A 17,579-nucleotide genomic window follows, 5' to 3' on the forward strand; every position below is an offset into this window, starting at 1 on the left:
AGAGGCTTTTTACGTTGGTCTACTAGGACTCGAACCTAGAAAGACGGCACCAAAAACCGTAGTGTTACCATTACACCATAGACCAATACATGTGTCGCGGTTAAGCGGGTGCAAAATTAGAATTTTATTTAATCTATGCAAATTTTTAAGGCAACTTTTTTTGCATAAAAAAAAGCCTCTCATTTCTGAGAGGCTTTTCTGTTGGTCTACTAGGACTCGAACCTAGAAAGACGGCACCAAAAACCGTAGTGTTACCATTACACCATAGACCAGCAGTGCTGTAAAGCGAGTGCAAATTTAAGGCTTTATTTAGTTTGTGCAAACTTTTTAACCAAAAAAAATCATTTTTTAGTTTTTTTTTCACTTTGAAATTCTCTTGGACTTCAGAAGCACTTCAAAGACAACAAATTACCACCCCTAGAGAGTTTTGTAGAATTTTTTGTTAATGCTCGTTTCTTTACATAAAAAAACATTTTCTTTGTAGGATAGAAAAAATACAAAATTTTAACACCTAAATATGGCACAATTCAATTTCAATAAATGGAATACAATTATTGGTTGGTTTGCATTTGCAATCGCTTTAATTACTTACACACTAACTGTTGAACCTACAATGAGCTTTTGGGATTGCGGCGAATATATTGCTACCGCAGCCAAACTAGAAGTAGGCCATCCTCCGGGAGCACCGCTCTTTCAGATGATGGGAGCATTTTTTGCGATGTTTGCTATAGACGCACAGCATGTAGCGGTAATGGTTAATATGATGTCTGTTTTTTCAAGCGCTTTTACAATTCTTTTTATGTTCTGGTCTTCTTCTATGATTTTGAAGAAAATTGTGGAACAGACTTCAGAAATTACACAAAGCAATTCTATCGTTATTTTAGGAAGCTCATTGGTTGGGTCTCTAGCCTATACTTTCTCTGACAGTTTCTGGTTTAATGCAGTAGAAGCCGAAGTTTATGCAATGGCTTCTTTATTAATTGCACTGCTATTCTGGCTTGGATTACGCTGGGAACAGGATATGGATAAACCAAAAGGAAACAAATGGCTTTTGATTATTTCTCTTGTTATCGGGCTTTCGTTTGGTGTTCACTTTATGGCGCTTTTGACTATTCCTTCCATCGGGTTCCTATACTACTTTAAACATTATGAAAAAGTTACACTTAAAAACTTCATTATTGCCAATATTGTAGTAATCGGAATTCTGTTGTTTATCTTCAAGTTGTTGCTTCCGTTGACAATGGCATTTTTTGGAGAAAGCGAAATCATAATGGTAAACAATATGGGATTACCATTTAACTCGGGAACTATTTTTGTTGCGCTTTTATTTATTGCATTTTTCTATTTCGGATTAAAATATACCAGACAAAATGGTTTTATTTTTTACAATACTATTATTCTCTGCATCTTATTTATATTGATTGGTTTTTCTACTTGGCTAATGCTTCCAGTACGTGCCAATGCAAATCCGGTTATCAACGAAAACAAACCTTCAGATGCTGCAGAGGTTCTGGCTTATTACAACCGTGAACAATATGGTGTAAACCCATTGTTTTATGGTCCTCAATACACTGAAGTTTTTGCTGGTCTTGATGCTGAAACCCCTTATTTGGATAAAAAACCAAACTACGAAAGAGATTATAAAACTGGAAAGTATATCATCACTAACAACTATAAGAATGCAGAACAAAATTCTGATGACAATCAGAAAACGGTACTGCCAAGAATGTGGAGTACAGAAACGCCTCATATTCAAAACTATATAAACTTTACAAATCCTCCAAAATTCAAGATTGACCCAAATCATGACTATGGAGAAGATTTGTCCAAATACGGAATCGACGCACAGCAATTATCAGAAGAGGAATACAACAAAGCTGTTGCACAATTGCGTAACGAAGTTGAAAATACAGTTTCTGAATTTAGAAGAGCTTTTGCTCAAAAACAGATCGACAACGAAGGCTATGTTAAATTCTTGAAAAGTTATGGCGAATATTTGGTTGTTGAAAAACCTTCAACAGTAGATAATCTTGCCTTTATGTTTGAATACCAATTCGGATATATGTACTGGAGATATTTGATGTGGAATTTCGTAGGACGTCAGAATGACATTCAAGGTAAATATGACAACCTAGACGGAAACTGGATCAGCGGTATCAAACCTTTAGACTCTATTCATTTAGGCTCTCAAAACAACCTACCAGCAGATGTTTTAAATAATAAAGGACGAAATGCCTATTACTTCCTACCATTTATTTTAGGCCTAATCGGTATTATGTATCACGCCAACAAAGACCTGAAGAGCTTTTATGTGCTTTTGGCTTTATTCTTATTCACTGGTATTGCACTTAAAATTTATCTTAACGAAAGACCTTTTGAACCGCGTGAAAGAGATTATGCTCTTGTAGGATCATTTTATGTTTTTGCCATCTGGATTGGTTTTGGAGTTTATTCATTATATGAAAGCCTACGAAACTATATTGCTCCAAAAATTGCCGGACCGATAATTATTGCTGGAAGTTTACTCGCAGCCCCAGTACTAATGGCGTCTCAAAACTGGGATGATCACGACAGATCTAATCGTTATACTGCAGTTGCAATGGCAAAAGCATATTTAAGTTCGTGCGACAAAAATGCCATTTTGTTTACGATTGGAGATAATGACACTTTCCCGCTGTGGTACGCACAGGAAATTGAGCATTTTAGAACCGATGTTAAGATTGTAAACACAAGTCTTTTCATGACAGACTGGTATATCGATCAAATGAAAGCCAAATCATACGAATCTGATCCGTTACCAATATCATTTAAACATGAACAGTATGTGGGAGATAATCTTGATTATGTTGCGCATATTCCTAAAATTGAAACCCGTTGGAACATCCATGATTTCCTTGATTTCATCAAAAATCCAAAATCGACTGTAGGGCTTCAGAATGGGCAAACTATTCACTTTTTCCCAACTAATAAAATCAGGGTAAATGTTGACAAAGAAACTATTATAAAGAACAAAGTCGTGAATCCTAAATACAATGATTCTATTGTTCCTTATCTAGATATCGACATTAAAGGAAGTGCATTATACAAAAACAGATTAATGATGCTTGACATTTTAGCAAACAATAACTGGAAACGTCCTATTTACTTTAGTGGTGGTGCATTTGATGACGAGGATTATTTATGGCTAAAAAACTATTTGCAACTAGACGGAATGGTTTATAAACTTGTACCAGTTAAAAACACGCCTTCTAAAGATGGCGGACCAATGGATATGGGACAAATTGATGCTGATAAAATGTATGATATTGTAATGAAATGGGATTGGGGCAACAGCGAAAGCGATAAAATCTATCACGATCCTGAGACCAGAAGAAACAGTATTACCTACCGTACCAACTTATCACGTTTGATGGACCAACTGATTGCAGAAGGGAAAATAGACAAAGCCAAAAATGTAATCAATCTGGCAATGACTAAACTGCCTTTGGATAAGTTTGGCTACTATTCTCTAGTTGAACCGTTTGCAAATGGTTATTACAAAGTTGGAGAAACTGCCAAAGCCCAGGATCTGTTAAATAAACTGGTAGAAAAATACAAAGAAAACCTAAATTACTACAGTACCCTGCAGCCTACAGATCAAGTTGATTTAGCGATGGATATTGTTACAGACATTGAGCGTTACAGAAGCTTGCTTCATGTAATGAAAAACAACAAAGACAAAGCTTTTTATGAAAAACACAAAATCGCATTTAACACCTATATAAATGTATTTGAACGTTTTGACAGAGATCCTGAAAGAAATCAGGAACCAGACGCTAAAAATGATTCTGTGAAAACTAAATAATATACAAAAAAACTAATAATTAAAAAAATGCAGCACGGTTTGAAAAATCGCGCTGCATTTTTTAATTTTATAAGGTCTAAAAATAATCATCAAATGGGCTTTTATTGGGTAAAAACTAACGCATTTATCAAAAAGGTGTTTTCTAAATATTGCTGGGATATTCCTAACAATGAGAAGAAAATATACCTTACTTTTGATGATGGCCCAACTCCTGAAATTACAGACTGGGTGCTTTCTGAATTAAAGAAATTTGATGCAAAGGCCACTTTTTTCTGTATTGGAAAAAACATAAAAGCCAATTTAGCTTTGTTCGAAAAACTGATTACCGACGGTCATTCGATAGGAAACCACACTATGAACCACGTAAACGGATGGAAGATTCACACTGATGACTACATACGTAACGTACAGAATTGCGCTGAAGTTTTAGAAGAACAAAAAAAAGCACCAAACAGATTATTGTTTCGTCCGCCTTACGGAAAAATCAAAAAGGCGCAATCTAAAATCCTTAGAAAATTAGGCTATAAAATTGTTATGTGGGATGTTTTAAGCGCCGACTTCGACCAGAACATTACTCCCCAGAAATGCCTTGAAAATGTTACGAAAAATGTAAAATCAGGAAGCGTAATTGTATTTCATGACAGCATTAAGGCTTCGCCAAACTTAAAATTTGCGCTGCCAAAAACCCTGCATTTTTTAAAAGAAAATGGATATCAGTTTGATATTATTCACTAAACAAAATCAAACCTAAAGAAGTTTTTTAAACATTAAACTGCTCCTGAACAATTCCGATCAGCGTATTTGCGTCAAGTTCTCCGGATTGTCTCCAAATCATCTGTCCGTCTTTATAAATCATAAGTGTAGGAAGTCCTTTTATACGAAGTGCTTCGGCAAGTTCCTGATTTTTATCTACATCAATTTTGATTACCTTCGCCTTATCGCCAAGCGCAGCTGCAACATCCTTAATCACAGGATGCATAGAAACTGATGATTCGTTCCAGTCTGTATAAAAATCAATTAAGACAGGGACTTGTGCATTTATTAGTTCTCCAAATTTTGACATAAAACCAAAAATTTAATTCTTTTCTAATTTAATAAAAAGAGGTAATTATATACAAATGTAGCATTTTTAACGAATTAAGCCACATTGTTGCCCTTTTTTAGTTCTATCACTGTTATTTCGGGCATAATACCAACTCGACCTGGATAGGCATGAAAACCGAATCCGCGGTTTACATAAATGTATTTTCCGGCTGTTTCGTACAAACCAGCCCATTGTTTATAAAGGTATTGCGCCAGACTCCATTTAAAATAACCTGGAATCTCAATTCCAAACTGCATTCCATGTGTATGACCTGCAAAAGTCAAATGAAAGTTTTTAGGATGCTCTCTAATTTCTGCATCCCAATGGCTCGGATCGTGACTCATAAGCACTTTAAAATCGTCTTGAGCAACATCTTTTGAAGCTTTATTCAAATCTCCAGCTTTTTTAAAATCAACACCCCAGTTCTCTACTCCAATCAAAGCAATTTTATCATCGCCTTTCTGAATATATCGGTGTTCATTCAGTAATAATTCAAAACCAATTTTACCATAAAGTTCTTTGATTTCTTTAAAATTCTCTTCTTTTTGTTTTTCTGAAGGCCAAACCACATATTCGCCATAATCGTGATTCCCTAAAACCGAAAACTTACCGTATTTGTAATTTTTAATACGGCTAAAAGTCTCCAACCACGGATGCATTTCTTTTGCATGCGTATTTACAATATCTCCTGTAAATAAAATCATGTCTGCTTCCTGCTGGTTGATCAAATCAATTGCATAATTTATCTTTTCAGGATTATCAAAACTCCCGCTATGTACATCTGAAATCTGAGTAATTCTAAAACCATCAAAAGCATCTGGCAAATCAGGAAAAAAGACAGTTTGCTTAATTACTTTAAAATTATATTTCCCTTCAAAAATTCCGTAAATCAGAGATAAAAATGGCACCGCTGCGAGGCCGAGTGCAATCTGACTTATAAACTTTCGCCTGTCTGGCATTATTTCTTTTCGGGGAGCATTGTAAACAAAATAATTCAGGATGCTCGCCCCTATTCTAAAAATGTCTTCTCCAAATAAAACCAGTGTCATTACAATTTTAGGAACATAAATGAGCAGCATCAAACCTGTTGTAAACATAAACTGTTTGGTTTGACCAACAGATCTATCTATTTGAGAAAAAGAATATATGATGAATACCAAAATCAAAAAACTGATAATCTGGCAGGTTATTAAAACCCATCTCAATTTAATAAGAGTTCGTAAAACTTGGTAGGAATAAAATTCAATAAGCAGCAAGAGGCCGCAAAGAATTAAAAATTTAAGGATCATTAAATATAGTTTTAAGCAAAGTAACAAAGAATGAAAATTCTATTGCTTTTCATTATAAAAAATTTAACGCTCTTAAAGCCAAAAAGCCGACAGATTTCTCCATCAGCTTTTACATTACAATTTTTTTCAAGTTTACCTTTCTCAGCCTTTTAATTGACTAAAAACGATATTTTTTATTTTTTAGCTTTTGTTGCTTCTGGTTTTGCTTCTGTTTTTTTCTCTTCTTTTGCTTTTTTGTGCCCTTTTTTATCGTGTTTAGAAACCTTAACTTCTTTTGCTGGAGCCGCTGAAGCTGGAGCTGATTGAGCATTTACCATTGAAATTGTTCCTAATACTGCTACTGCTAAAAATGCTAGTTTTTTGATTTGTGCTTTCATGACTTTTAAGTTTTTATGATTATTATTTCATTATTTATAAGTCAAAACTACATCTGAAACATGAAGACAAAATGAAGAAAAAGTCTTATATTAAAATTTAACTTTTAATTGGCTATCGGGAACAACAATCGAAAAATACTGCCTTCGTTCATTTTTGATTCTACCGTAATCTGAATGTGATGAAAAACGGCAATACTGGAAGCAATTGCAAGTCCAAGCCCCTGCCCGTCCTGATCTGAATTTATTCTCGCGAATCGATTAAAAATCTTTTCCAACTGAGAATTGTCCATTCCAATTCCCGAATCACTAATCTGAACAAAATAATAATCCTGCAGAAAACCGTCTGAAATTGTAATACTCCCATCAGTTTTATTGTATTTTATTGCATTGGTGACTAAATTGTAAATTAAAATGTGAATCAAAGTTTTATTTCCTCTAAAAGTGAAATCATGCTGCATTGTATTGGTAAATACAATTTTCCTGTCTTCAATACGGTCTTGAAGATCTTCATAAAGATCGCACACTATTTCTTTTAAATGAATTTCTTCATTTGCTTCATATTGATTGTTTTCTATTCTCGAAATCAGCAACAGATTGTTGATGATTTTTTTCAGCATGTCTAATGTTTTCAAAGAACCCGCAATTTTATCTACCGCGATATCGTCTAATGACTCGTTCTGAAGCAAATTTTCGAGTTTATTTTTAAGAAGTGCAATTGGAGTTAAAAGTTCGTGCGAAACGTTGGAGATAAATTGTTTTTCTTTTTTGAAAAGCTCTGCAATGCGATCCATCATTTGGTTTAAAACAAAATCCAGTTCCCTAAAATCTCTTGAAGCCGCTTTTATCGGAGTGTGATCAAAAGCTTCAGGTTCGTTTACGCGCCTAATTTTTGTATCTATAATGCGATAAAAAGGTTTTAAAAGATATTCGATGTAAAAAGTATCAGCCAAAAAAGTAATAAACAAGATGACCACAAAAACGATGATAATAAAAAAACGGATGATAAAAGTAAGATCATTCACTTCACTTAAACTGCTTCCAATTTCGAGCTGATAGTTCTCATTTTCATAGCTGAAACAATGTTTTAGTATTCGGTATTCGTTCTCTTCTCCTTCTATAATTCTGTATTCGTTTGAAAAAGTTGTTTGTTTTTGAGTGGGTTTGATTGTACTTTTTGAAAGAACCAGAAATTCACTGTGAAGAGTCGAAAACTGAGAGTATGTCTCAGTATTATTGTCTTCATTTTCTATAAAATCATCAATTTCTTTTCGGTTTAAATGATCTATAAATTTTTTCTTTTTTTCAATAAGCCCATTGTTTATGTGCCTGTACACTACATTTTGCACCAAAATAGGAAGCATCAACCATAGAATGAGAATCACCAGTAATCTGGTCAGGGCATTAAAAATGGCTAATTGATGTTTGATTTTCATCCTGAATATTATTCGTTTATTCGATAACCCACATTGCGAACGGTTTCAAACCAATCAATAGATCTGTGTTTGTCTAGTTTTTTTCGGAGATTCCGCACATGTACATCAATGAAATTAGAATCTGAATTGACTTCCAAAATATCTCCCCAAATATGTTCTGTAAGCTGTAAACGAGTAATTACGCGATTTTTATTCAAAACGAGATACTGAAAAATATCAAATTCCTTTTTGGTCAAATTAATCGGAACATCATTAAAAGTCACTTTATAGTCCTGCAATTGAAGCAGGAATCCGTGAATGCTTAAATTATTCAATGTAAATCCGTGTATCCTGCGGATAACGGCAAATAATCTTGCGCTGAGTTCTGTAAGCGCAAAAGGTTTCGTCAAATAATCATCTGCTCCAAGATGTAGTCCGTTGATCCTGTCGTCGAGTTCGCCACGCGCGGTAAGAACAATTACCGCCATTTTTGATTTTGTTTTACGAACGGTTTGCAGGACATCAAAACCATCGCCGTCAGGAAGACCAAGATCCAGCAACATTGCATCATAATCATTACCCGTAAATTCTTCAAGAGCATCACTGCAATTATTTGCGATTTTACAAATGTAACCGGCTTTGCAAAGAAAATCATAAACTTCTGCCGCGAGTTCTTTATTATCTTCTACAATTAAAACATTCATCAGAAATTAGGTTTAAGCACCGTTAAAATTAATCAATATATAAAACTGATTTTGTGCATTATTAAAAAATTAACGAATAAAAAAAGCTGACAAATTTCTTCATCAGCTTTCTCCATCTGCATTCAGCATAAATATTCTTATCTGGTTTTAAAGATTCAGAACCAGACAAACAAATATTTATTTTTTCACTTTCTCTGTTTCTGTTTTAGAAGTTTCTTTTTTATCTGATTTCATTTTTTTATCAGATTTATGTTTTGGATGTTTTACCGCTTTAACCTCTTTTACAGGAGCTGTTTTTACATCTTTTGCAGGGAACGCTTGAACCATTGCACTTGTTCCTAAAACTGCCACTAATAACATTAATAAATTTCGCATGATTTCTAAGTTTTAAATTAATAACCTTTTATTTTACAGTTCAAAATTACCTTCGTAAAATGAAGAAAAAATGAAGAAACCACTATCACTAAACATTTTAACTTGATATTAACTCTTCGCAGTTTTTCTACCATATTTAGTTATATAAATTCATTTAAATAATATTCATAAAAAATATTAGACGCACTGCGGTGCGTCTCTACAGAAGATATCTTTACTAAAATGAACTTATATAACTTATATGGTTTCAAAAAAATTAATTTTCATGAACAAATCTGTTTTTAAAACCCAATTGTTTATTTTTACAGACTAATATTTTTAAATATGTCAACTCAAAAACGCCTTTTTCTTCTAGATGCTTATGCATTAATTTTTCGTGGTTATTATGCCTTTATTAAAAACCCGAGAATCAACTCAAAAGGAATGGATACATCTGCAATTATGGGTTTTATGAACTCACTTCTAGATGTAATCAAAAGAGAAAAACCAGATCATTTGGCTGTTGCTTTTGATAAAGGCGGAAGCCATGTAAGAACCGAAATGTTTGTTGAATACAAAGCCAATCGCGATGCTACTCCAGAAGCAATTAAGATTGCTGTTCCTTATATTCAAGAATTATTAAAAGCCATGCACATTCCGATTATTGAAATCGAAGGCTGCGAGGCTGATGATTTAATTGGAACAATTGCAAAACAGGCAGAAAAACAGAACTATAAAGTTTTTATGGTAACTCCAGATAAGGATTTTGCACAATTGGTTTCTGAAAATATTTTCATGTACAAACCTGCCCGAATGGGTAACGGAATCGAGATTTGGGGAATTCCTGAAGTTCTAGCAAAATTTGAGATTGAAAGACCAGAACAGGTAATTGATTTTCTTGGAATGATGGGCGATGCTGTCGATAACATTCCTGGATTACCTGGCGTTGGTGAAGTGACTGCTAAAAAATTCCTGAAAGAATTTGGCACAATAGAAAACCTTTTGGCAAATACAGACAAACTAAAAGGCAAAATGAAAGAAAACATTGAAGCCAATAAGGAAAAAGGAATTTTATCTAAAAAACTCGCAACCATTATCTGTGACTGTGATGTTGTTTTTAACGAAGATGACTACGAGCTTTCTCGTCCAGATATTGAAAAAACAGACGCAATATTTCAGGAATTGGAATTTAGAAGAATGGCAGAACAGTTTGACAATCTTTTTAAAACAGATGGAACGCAGACTTCAACTCCGGCTTCGGATGCCAAATTGTATAAAAAACAACAAAAAAACGAAGATCAATTTGACCTTTTCGGAAGTACTACAGATGAGGATTCGGAAACTTCGAGAACTTCATTCTACAATACTTTAGAAAATACGGAGCATTCTTATCAGACGATTCAAGGAGATTTAGGAATTAAATTGCTTTTGCAGAATTTAGAAAAGCAGACTTCCGTATGTTTTGATACTGAAACTACAGGAATCGATGCTTTACATGCAGAATTGGTCGGAATATCGTTTTCTTATGAAAAAGGAAAAGCATTTTATGTTCCGTTTCCAGAAAATCAAGAAGAAGCAAAAGTTTTAGTTGAGAAATTTGTTCCGTTTTTTGAAAATGAAAACATTGAAAAAATAGGTCAGAATTTAAAATACGACCTAAAAATCCTTTCTAATTACGGCGTTACTGTAAAAGGAAAACTTTTTGACACCATGATTGCGCATTATCTAATTAATCCGGATATGCGTCATAATATGGATATTTTGGCAGAAACCTATTTAAAATATTCACCAAAATCAATCGAGACTTTAATTGGTAAAAAAGGAAAAAATCAGCTTTCGATGCGCGATGTTGCTTTAGAAGATATTAAAGAATATGCCGCAGAAGATGCCGATGTGACTTTACAATTAAAAGAAATCTTTACCACAGAATTAGACAAAACAGAAACTAAAAAGCTTTTCGACGAAATCGAAATTCCGTTAGTAAGTGTTTTGGCAGCTATGGAAACGGAAGGAATTCGTTTAGATGTTGATTTCTTAAAAGAAATGTCTAAAGAGATGGATGTTGAAATTAAATCTCTTGAACAACAAATCTATGAAACTGCCGGGGAAAAATTCAATCTGGCTTCTCCAAAACAATTAGGAGACATTTTATTTGAAAAGCTTAAAATTGGAGGCGCTAAACAAAAGAAAACTAAAACAGGGCAATACGCGACGGGCGAAGAAGTTCTAACTTATTTAGCAAACGATAATCCAATCGTAAAACAAATTTTGGATTGGCGTCAAATGGTGAAATTACAAAGCACTTATATTTTGGCCCTACCAGAGCAAGTTGACAAAAAAACACAACGCGTTCATACCGATTATATGCAGACTGTTGCTGCAACAGGACGTTTAAGTTCGAATAATCCGAACTTGCAGAATATTCCAATTCGTACCGAAAGAGGCCGTCAGATTCGTAAAGCTTTTGTGGCACGCGATGAAAATTACACTTTAATCTCTGCCGATTACTCGCAGATTGAATTGCGTATTATTGCAGCTTTGAGTGGAGAAGAAAATATGATTAAAGCTTTCCAAAACGGCGAAGATATTCACAGAGCAACTGCTGCAAAAGTTTTTGATGTGGCGTTGGAAGAGGTTTCTCGCGAACAAAGAAGCAACGCTAAAACCGTAAACTTCGGAATCATCTATGGTGTTTCTGCTTTTGGATTAAGTAATCAGACTTCATTATCCAGAAGCGAAAGCGCTGCTTTGATCGATGCATATTACAAAACCTATCCGCGTCTTAAATCTTATATCTCAGAGCAAGTTGAGTTTGCTCGTGAAAAAGGATATGTACAAACTATTTTAGGTCGTCGCCGTTATTTAAAAGATATTAATTCTGCAAATGCTGTGGTAAGAAGCGCTGCTGAACGAAATGCTGTAAACGCACCAATCCAAGGAAGTGCTGCCGATGTGATTAAAATCGCCATGATTAATATTCACAAAAAACTTCGTGACGAAAACTGGAAATCTAAAATGTTGCTTCAAGTGCATGATGAGCTTGTGTTCGATGTTCACAAAGATGAACTCGAAAAAATCCAGCCGATGATTAAACACGAAATGGAAAATGCATTTAAAATGTCGGTTCCTTTAGAAGTTGAACTTGGAATGGGTAAAGACTGGTTAGAGGCGCATTAAATAGGATTTTAGATTTCAGATTGTTGATTTTAGATTTATGAATAACTTAAATTATAGTTTTTAATGAAAGAAAGAACAATCTTAATCAAGATGTTTTTTATTTTGATTATAATAATGCCGAAATTTGGCAATGCTCAAGTAAAAGACGAACATTTAAGACTTGAAGTTCTTCATAAAAACAAAATTGGAAAAGAATTTATTTTTGGGAAATGGAATGACAAAGGAGGAACAGAGACTTCTCTAACCTATTTAGGAATTTTAAAAACCGACAAAGGCAAGGCTTACAAAATCATGAATTCCGTCTGGACATGGGGTATGTCATGCAGAAGCACAAGTAGAATCTTAATTTTTAATGCTAAAAATCAATACCTAGGAAATTATTACATTTTTAGAGAAAGTGAATTACCAAAAGAAATTAAAAATGACTTTTTGATTTTTAACAATACAGCTGATACTGAATGCGACAAAAAGGTTTTCACAAAAATTAGTTTCAAAAATGGACTGCCTAAAAAAATCTTTATAGAATGCAAAAATAGATACGGAAACTTTTATCCGTTTGAAGGAGATTAAGCAAAGACCTACAACAAGCACATTAAAAATAACTTTAGATTACCCATAAAATTAGAGCCATATTTTCAAAAAGAAAATATGGCTCTTTTGTTTTAATAATCTATTTATGTTTAAGAAAAATATTACATTTTTTTAGCGTGTATAAGATTTTATTTGATATTTTTAACTTCTTAAATTAACTGGCAATGGCAAAAAAACATTTAGTAGTACAAGGCGCAACAGTAAAATGTAAGTTTAGCGTTGTGCCTAAAACGGACATTCTTTTAGTAAAATCACATCAAAAACATTATGCCAACGATAACGATGCTGAGAACAAACTAGTGGCAACAACTAAAGAGATTGGACAAACTCTAGAAAAAAACACTTTTGGAAAATGTAAAAAACAACCATCTGGAAATGATTATTTGCCATGTCAAGTGATACTAACCGAATGGAGTGAATTTTACGAAAAAGTTACTCTTAGTAATCAAGGCAAGATTTTACTAGAAGACAGCAAAGCTACATGCCCAATAGGAGGAAAAGATTGCATCGAAGTGGTTAATCACGGACAAAAAGTTGAAATTTCTATATCAAATATAATGAGTACAAATGCTATGCTTCACAAGCAGATAAATCCATTAGTAGATATGGAAGCTTTTCAAAATAGATTAGTTGGTAAGCCTGAAGTAGAAAAATAAAGAAATCATGAATATTCATATTATAGGAAATCCAAAACCGATACTTGGAAAAAACATTTATGTTTTAAGTGGTAATAATATTAAAGAACAACATTGGAAACTTTTAAAAAACGGTAAAACCATATTAGACTTAGGAACAGATGGCGGCATTACTTTTAATCAAACAAGTCTTGGTGAAAACTATATTATTGAGGTAAACTATGTTAATGAGAAAGGGATAAGAGGTTCTGATAGATTAAGCATAACCCCTATTGCAGGAAAACCCGAAATACAGCAAGTAGCTTGGAAAGATGAGTATTATAATGAAATTGGTGAAAAAATAGTAGGCTATGCTGACAATATAAGACTGTATATCTTTACACTCAACATACCTGCAGGAGAAACACTCAACATAACTATTTGGGAAGACCAAGGAACAGATGGTCACGCCGACAGCTCTCGCAATATGGGAACTTACACCGCAAAGGTCGATAAATATGGTAAGGCCGAAGTTTACTTCAACAATATAAAGGTTTTCATGAATAACCTCAATAGTAAAGATATATTTAATGAGTCTGAACATGAATTTTATGCTCAAATTAAATATAAAAATGTTCTCAATAAATTTGAAGACACAACGCAGTTAAAAGTAAAAAACACTTTAGAAAAACTAATTTCTCCTCCCAAACATAACAAGGTCGCAGTTGTCGATATTCCAGACAAAAAGAAAAAACCTGAAATTAAAACTGGTGTAAAAATTACTGTCAATGTATTTTTTGATGGCACTAAAAACAATGCTACCAATACAGAAGCAAGATTATTATATCTCAAACAAAAAAAAGGCATCCAACTAACCGACAAAGAAACAGAAAAAGCTGACGCCTACAAACGCAATAAAGAAGCTGAAAGCAGTTACGAAAATTTTTTCTCGAATGTAGCAATTATGCACCAACTTAACTCTGTTAATAAAACAAATAGAGAAATTAAGGTTTACATTGAAGGTGAAGGCACTGAAAATTTATTAAATGACGATAATATGGGTTATGCTTTTGGCGGTGGCATAACAGGAATTCGCTCGAAAGTTACCAAGGCCTTTAAAAAAATAAAAGAAGACATCGACAGCCTAAGAAAAGACAATATAATAAAAGAGAATGAATTTGTAAACGAAATTCATCTTAATGTATTTGGCTTTAGTCGTGGTGCCGCCGCTGCCAGACATTTTGTATCGAGAAGGCATGAATTGCAAAACATATTTACTCATGTGGAGTCTAATAATTTTCACATCATGTTTGTTGGACTATTTGATACTGTTTCTTCTTATGAAGAAGAAGGCGAGCACGGTTCACCTGGAGCTGCACTTTCACACGATTTTGATAATGATGTTGAAGAATTAAAATTAAAATTAGAAGGAAATGTTGCCAAAGTAGTGCACTTGACCGCTGCAGATGAGTATCGTAAGTTTTTTTCGCTCACAAATATCAAAAGTTCTATTGAAGCCGGTATAGGTTATGAACTTCAATTACCAGGCGCACATAGCGATATTGGTGGAGGCTATGGCGAAACCGAAAATGAAGTACGTGATTTAAATTTAGAACAAGAATATGACAACATCAAAGAATCTGTTATAAAAGAAGGATGGTATTTACCCTACCAAATTGTTAGACCCCAACAAAGTAATACCACTATTAGAGCAACTCGCAATGGAATACCAAACAGTTATCAATACATTCCTTTAGCAATTATGATACAATTAGCTGAAAAATATGGCTTAAAATTTAATAAATCTTTGACATATACAGAAGGCTTAGATTATAGTGTTCCTGATGATTTACTTGAGGCAAAGGAATCACTATTGAAGTATGCTTTGGAAAATGACGCAGCAAAAAGCGAAAAAATAACGATTCGTTCAGAATATTTACATCCGATTCGAAATAAATATTTACATCGTTCCGCTTACATTGCTATTGGCAAAGTAGGAAGATATAAAGATGGCAAACCTTACAGAAAACATCACGATGGTTAAAAATGTAAACTTATAAATATAATAAATCACATGAATAAATTAAATCTTTTTCAAAATAAAATATTATCCATACTACTTATTCTCATTCTTACATTTTTAAGCTATAAGTTACTTCCTGATAATTTCAAAGATGCCAAAAGTATTCAAGGGATTATTTACAATGCTATTCCTGTTTTTACTATATTTTTTTCAGGTTTTGTATATGTATATGAGTTCAAAAAAAAACTATCAAAAATACTGTTTGCATTATTGATATTACTCACATTGTCTAATTTAATACTTCGTGCAATTGTACTTCAAATAAAATAACAACACTTTAAATGAACTATTTAAACAAAATATATATTGCCTTAGTCATTATTTTATTGGCTTTTGTGGGACGCAAATTATGGCAAGAAAAAGGAACGGAACTATTTTATTATTTTTTATCAGATAAAAAACAAAAAGAAATGCTTGTAAAAACAGAAAAATTTGAATGGCTGGCAAATGTAGGCGCAGACCTTACAGCCCCTATGGAAGTGGTACATGGCGATTTTACAGATTCTAAAGGAGAATCACAATGGATACCAAGCGGCGAATATTTAGGCAACAATCGTTGGGAAGACGGTGGCGGTATTTATGTTGTGGGCAATGAAAAAAGAAGAATACCTGAACGCATGAGCATTACTTGGTTTTCGTATGCAGAAGATAAATTTTATACGGGAGATTTTGAACTCCCTCAAAAAAAAATATACGATCTTTTTAAAAAAGATTACGGAACCTACAAAAATGATAATGGAACGGAATCTGAAAACAAATACAGCACTTTTTTATTAGGCATAGCCCCAAAAGGTTTGGTAACCTTATGGATTAGTGGTTGTGCTGTTATTGAAATAGGCACCTATCAGGCGCATGAAACACAAATGAATTGGAACGATTTTCATAAAGGAGATAAATCTGTACTATTAGAAGTATATCGAAAACAAATGCCTCTTTTTGTTCAAGAAGAAATCAAACAAAACAAAATAAGCAATGAATATTACAAAAACCGTTTAAAACGTTATCATTATACTATTGTTGTTAATAATCCCGATTTTAAAATTTACGATTATTCGCTTCACTTTATAAACCATGAGAACTATTATATATACAATAACGGTTTAGATTTTTTAACAGACACAACAAATACAAAAGCCCTAGTCTCAGAAATGGTGCTTTATATAAAAGATCGTTTTCATCATCAGCTTGAAGTTCGTATTAATATTGGTCTGCTTGATGGTAAAATCCCCTATCAAAATTTAGAGCCTCTTGAAGCGAGACAATATAACAATCAATTAATGAATCGTTTTCAAACTTTTTACGAACATAATATAGACGTGCAATTATATATCAAATTTGATGATAAAATCGTAAAAAGCAATATCAAAAAGCCTGTTTATTGTGGCAAAGTTTGTCTGAAATCACCAACAAATGAAATGGAAATACCAAACTCATTTGTAGAAGTATTTGATGCAGAATAATAAAATAATAAAAAATGAAAAGTCACACACTATTAGCAATTATAGCAATAAGTATACTTTTACTAGTGCAACTCTGTAGATTTATTCGTTTAACAATACCTATGGATCAGGATGCTTATGATTGGTTGTTTCGTATTTTTGAAGTTTTATCATATGTATGTTTATTACCTTTTTTTATAAAATTATATAAAAAACAATAAATACAAAATACAATGAACCAAGAACTAAATGAACTATTTGAAATTAAAAAACCTAATTCCAATAATACTGATACAAAGATTTTTGATGTGATGATACATATTGCTGCCAGAATTTTAATCCCATCAATCATATTTTTTCTATTGTACTTAATTGGAGAATTTGTAAAAATGGGATTAGAAGGTCTTTTGATACTTATCTTTTTTTCAACTTTTATCCTATTTCTAATTAATATAGCTCTAATAATGGAGGTACTTGATTTTAGTAAACACAAAAAAATAAATCTAAGAAATGCAAATTATTTTTTATTGTTGTTATTTTTCCCAACTTTAATTATTGGATTTTATGCATGTTTTGGGATTTTAAATTTTTAAACAAAAAACCATCAGCTA

Annotated in this window: 14 protein-coding genes and 2 tRNA genes; 8 read left to right on the top strand and 8 right to left on the bottom strand. The window is 33.0% G+C overall.

The window, feature by feature from the left end; genetic code table 11:
* Positions 1-14: 14 nt before the first annotated feature.
* Positions 15-85, bottom strand: a tRNA-Gln gene (locus tag ACFFLS_RS14530).
* Positions 86-201: 116 nt separating this feature from the next.
* Positions 202-272: transfer RNA gene (locus ACFFLS_RS14535), tRNA-Gln, on the bottom strand.
* Positions 273-517: 245 nt separating this feature from the next.
* On the opposite strand from ACFFLS_RS14535, the gene ACFFLS_RS14540 reads away from it, so the two are divergent.
* Both ACFFLS_RS14540 and ACFFLS_RS14545 read left to right on the top strand, forming a co-directional pair.
* Positions 518-3,844, top strand: a complete 3,327-nt coding sequence (locus ACFFLS_RS14540) for a glycosyltransferase family 117 protein (RefSeq protein ID WP_379684773.1) — start codon at positions 518-520, stop codon at positions 3,842-3,844.
* A gap of 93 nt (positions 3,845-3,937) precedes the next feature.
* Positions 3,938-4,579: a polysaccharide deacetylase family protein gene (locus tag ACFFLS_RS14545; RefSeq protein ID WP_379684772.1), complete on the top strand. Its 642-nt coding sequence runs from the start codon at positions 3,938-3,940 to the stop codon at positions 4,577-4,579.
* 25 nt (positions 4,580-4,604) lie between these two features.
* Here ACFFLS_RS14545 and ACFFLS_RS14550 read toward each other — a convergent pair whose 3' ends face one another.
* From ACFFLS_RS14550 to ACFFLS_RS14575, 6 genes are all read right to left on the bottom strand, one after another.
* Complete coding sequence (locus ACFFLS_RS14550; RefSeq protein WP_379684771.1) at positions 4,605-4,907, bottom strand: thioredoxin family protein; 303 nt, start codon at positions 4,905-4,907, stop codon at positions 4,605-4,607.
* Between the two features lie 74 nt (positions 4,908-4,981).
* Positions 4,982-6,217, bottom strand: a complete 1,236-nt coding sequence (locus tag ACFFLS_RS14555) for a metallophosphoesterase (RefSeq protein ID WP_379684770.1) — start codon at positions 6,215-6,217, stop codon at positions 4,982-4,984.
* A 173-nt stretch (positions 6,218-6,390) separates the two neighbouring features.
* Positions 6,391-6,594, bottom strand: coding sequence for a hypothetical protein (locus ACFFLS_RS14560; RefSeq protein ID WP_379684769.1), 204 nt, complete (start codon positions 6,592-6,594; stop codon positions 6,391-6,393).
* Between the two features lie 104 nt (positions 6,595-6,698).
* Complete coding sequence (locus ACFFLS_RS14565) at positions 6,699-8,027, bottom strand: sensor histidine kinase (RefSeq protein WP_379684768.1); 1,329 nt, start codon at positions 8,025-8,027, stop codon at positions 6,699-6,701.
* A gap of 8 nt (positions 8,028-8,035) precedes the next feature.
* A complete protein-coding gene (locus tag ACFFLS_RS14570; RefSeq protein ID WP_379684767.1) occupies positions 8,036-8,710 on the bottom strand; it encodes a response regulator transcription factor in 675 nt (224 codons plus the stop codon).
* A gap of 177 nt (positions 8,711-8,887) precedes the next feature.
* The gene (locus ACFFLS_RS14575) at positions 8,888-9,085 is read right to left on the bottom strand and encodes a hypothetical protein (RefSeq protein ID WP_379684766.1); all 198 of its coding nucleotides are present in this window, start codon (positions 9,083-9,085) and stop codon (positions 8,888-8,890) included.
* Between the two features lie 324 nt (positions 9,086-9,409).
* Here ACFFLS_RS14575 and polA point away from each other — a divergent pair, with 324 nt between their 5' ends.
* The 6 genes from polA (at position 9,410) to ACFFLS_RS14605 (ending at position 17,561) form a co-directional block, all read left to right on the top strand.
* Positions 9,410-12,241, top strand: a complete 2,832-nt coding sequence (polA, locus tag ACFFLS_RS14580; RefSeq protein ID WP_379684765.1) for a DNA polymerase I — start codon at positions 9,410-9,412, stop codon at positions 12,239-12,241.
* A gap of 63 nt (positions 12,242-12,304) precedes the next feature.
* Positions 12,305-12,811 (top strand): hypothetical protein, encoded by a 507-nt coding sequence (locus ACFFLS_RS14585; RefSeq protein ID WP_379689475.1) that lies wholly within the window; start codon positions 12,305-12,307, stop codon positions 12,809-12,811.
* A 185-nt stretch (positions 12,812-12,996) separates the two neighbouring features.
* Positions 12,997-13,488, top strand: coding sequence for a DUF4280 domain-containing protein (locus tag ACFFLS_RS14590; RefSeq protein WP_379689476.1), 492 nt, complete (start codon positions 12,997-12,999; stop codon positions 13,486-13,488).
* Between the two features lie 7 nt (positions 13,489-13,495).
* Positions 13,496-15,490: a phospholipase effector Tle1 domain-containing protein gene (locus ACFFLS_RS14595; protein WP_379689478.1), complete on the top strand. Its 1,995-nt coding sequence runs from the start codon at positions 13,496-13,498 to the stop codon at positions 15,488-15,490.
* Positions 15,491-15,810: 320 nt separating this feature from the next.
* Positions 15,811-16,989 carry a DUF2931 family protein gene (locus ACFFLS_RS14600; protein ID WP_379684759.1) on the top strand — a complete coding sequence of 393 codons (1,179 nt, stop codon included), beginning with the start codon at positions 15,811-15,813 and terminating at the stop codon, positions 16,987-16,989.
* A 212-nt stretch (positions 16,990-17,201) separates the two neighbouring features.
* Positions 17,202-17,561 (top strand): hypothetical protein, encoded by a 360-nt coding sequence (locus ACFFLS_RS14605; RefSeq protein ID WP_379689480.1) that lies wholly within the window; start codon positions 17,202-17,204, stop codon positions 17,559-17,561.
* The last annotated feature ends 18 nt before the right edge of the window (positions 17,562-17,579 follow it).

It is taken from the genome of Flavobacterium procerum (assembly GCF_042431625.1).
In the GTDB taxonomy this organism is placed as follows: Bacteria; Bacteroidota; Bacteroidia; order Flavobacteriales; family Flavobacteriaceae; genus Flavobacterium; species Flavobacterium procerum.

What these genes read in the sequence shown, in the direction of transcription:
- ACFFLS_RS14555 (WP_379684770.1), bottom strand. Translation starts at nt 6,217, where the DNA reads ATGATCCTTAAATTTTTAATTCTTTGCGGCCTCTTGCTGCTTATTGAA.
- ACFFLS_RS14540 (WP_379684773.1), top strand. Translation starts at nt 518, where the DNA reads ATGGCACAATTCAATTTCAATAAATGGAATACAATTATTGGTTGGTTT.
- ACFFLS_RS14595 (WP_379689478.1), top strand. Translation starts at nt 13,496, where the DNA reads ATGAATATTCATATTATAGGAAATCCAAAACCGATACTTGGAAAAAAC.
- ACFFLS_RS14550 (WP_379684771.1), bottom strand. Translation starts at nt 4,907, where the DNA reads ATGTCAAAATTTGGAGAACTAATAAATGCACAAGTCCCTGTCTTAATT.
- ACFFLS_RS14545 (WP_379684772.1), top strand. Translation starts at nt 3,938, where the DNA reads ATGGGCTTTTATTGGGTAAAAACTAACGCATTTATCAAAAAGGTGTTT.
- ACFFLS_RS14570 (WP_379684767.1), bottom strand. Translation starts at nt 8,710, where the DNA reads ATGAATGTTTTAATTGTAGAAGATAATAAAGAACTCGCGGCAGAAGTT.
- polA (WP_379684765.1), top strand. Translation starts at nt 9,410, where the DNA reads ATGTCAACTCAAAAACGCCTTTTTCTTCTAGATGCTTATGCATTAATT.
- ACFFLS_RS14585 (WP_379689475.1), top strand. Translation starts at nt 12,305, where the DNA reads ATGAAAGAAAGAACAATCTTAATCAAGATGTTTTTTATTTTGATTATA.
- ACFFLS_RS14600 (WP_379684759.1), top strand. Translation starts at nt 15,811, where the DNA reads ATGAACTATTTAAACAAAATATATATTGCCTTAGTCATTATTTTATTG.
- ACFFLS_RS14605 (WP_379689480.1), top strand. Translation starts at nt 17,202, where the DNA reads ATGAACCAAGAACTAAATGAACTATTTGAAATTAAAAAACCTAATTCC.
- ACFFLS_RS14590 (WP_379689476.1), top strand. Translation starts at nt 12,997, where the DNA reads ATGGCAAAAAAACATTTAGTAGTACAAGGCGCAACAGTAAAATGTAAG.
- ACFFLS_RS14565 (WP_379684768.1), bottom strand. Translation starts at nt 8,027, where the DNA reads ATGAAAATCAAACATCAATTAGCCATTTTTAATGCCCTGACCAGATTA.
- ACFFLS_RS14560 (WP_379684769.1), bottom strand. Translation starts at nt 6,594, where the DNA reads ATGAAAGCACAAATCAAAAAACTAGCATTTTTAGCAGTAGCAGTATTA.
- ACFFLS_RS14575 (WP_379684766.1), bottom strand. Translation starts at nt 9,085, where the DNA reads ATGCGAAATTTATTAATGTTATTAGTGGCAGTTTTAGGAACAAGTGCA.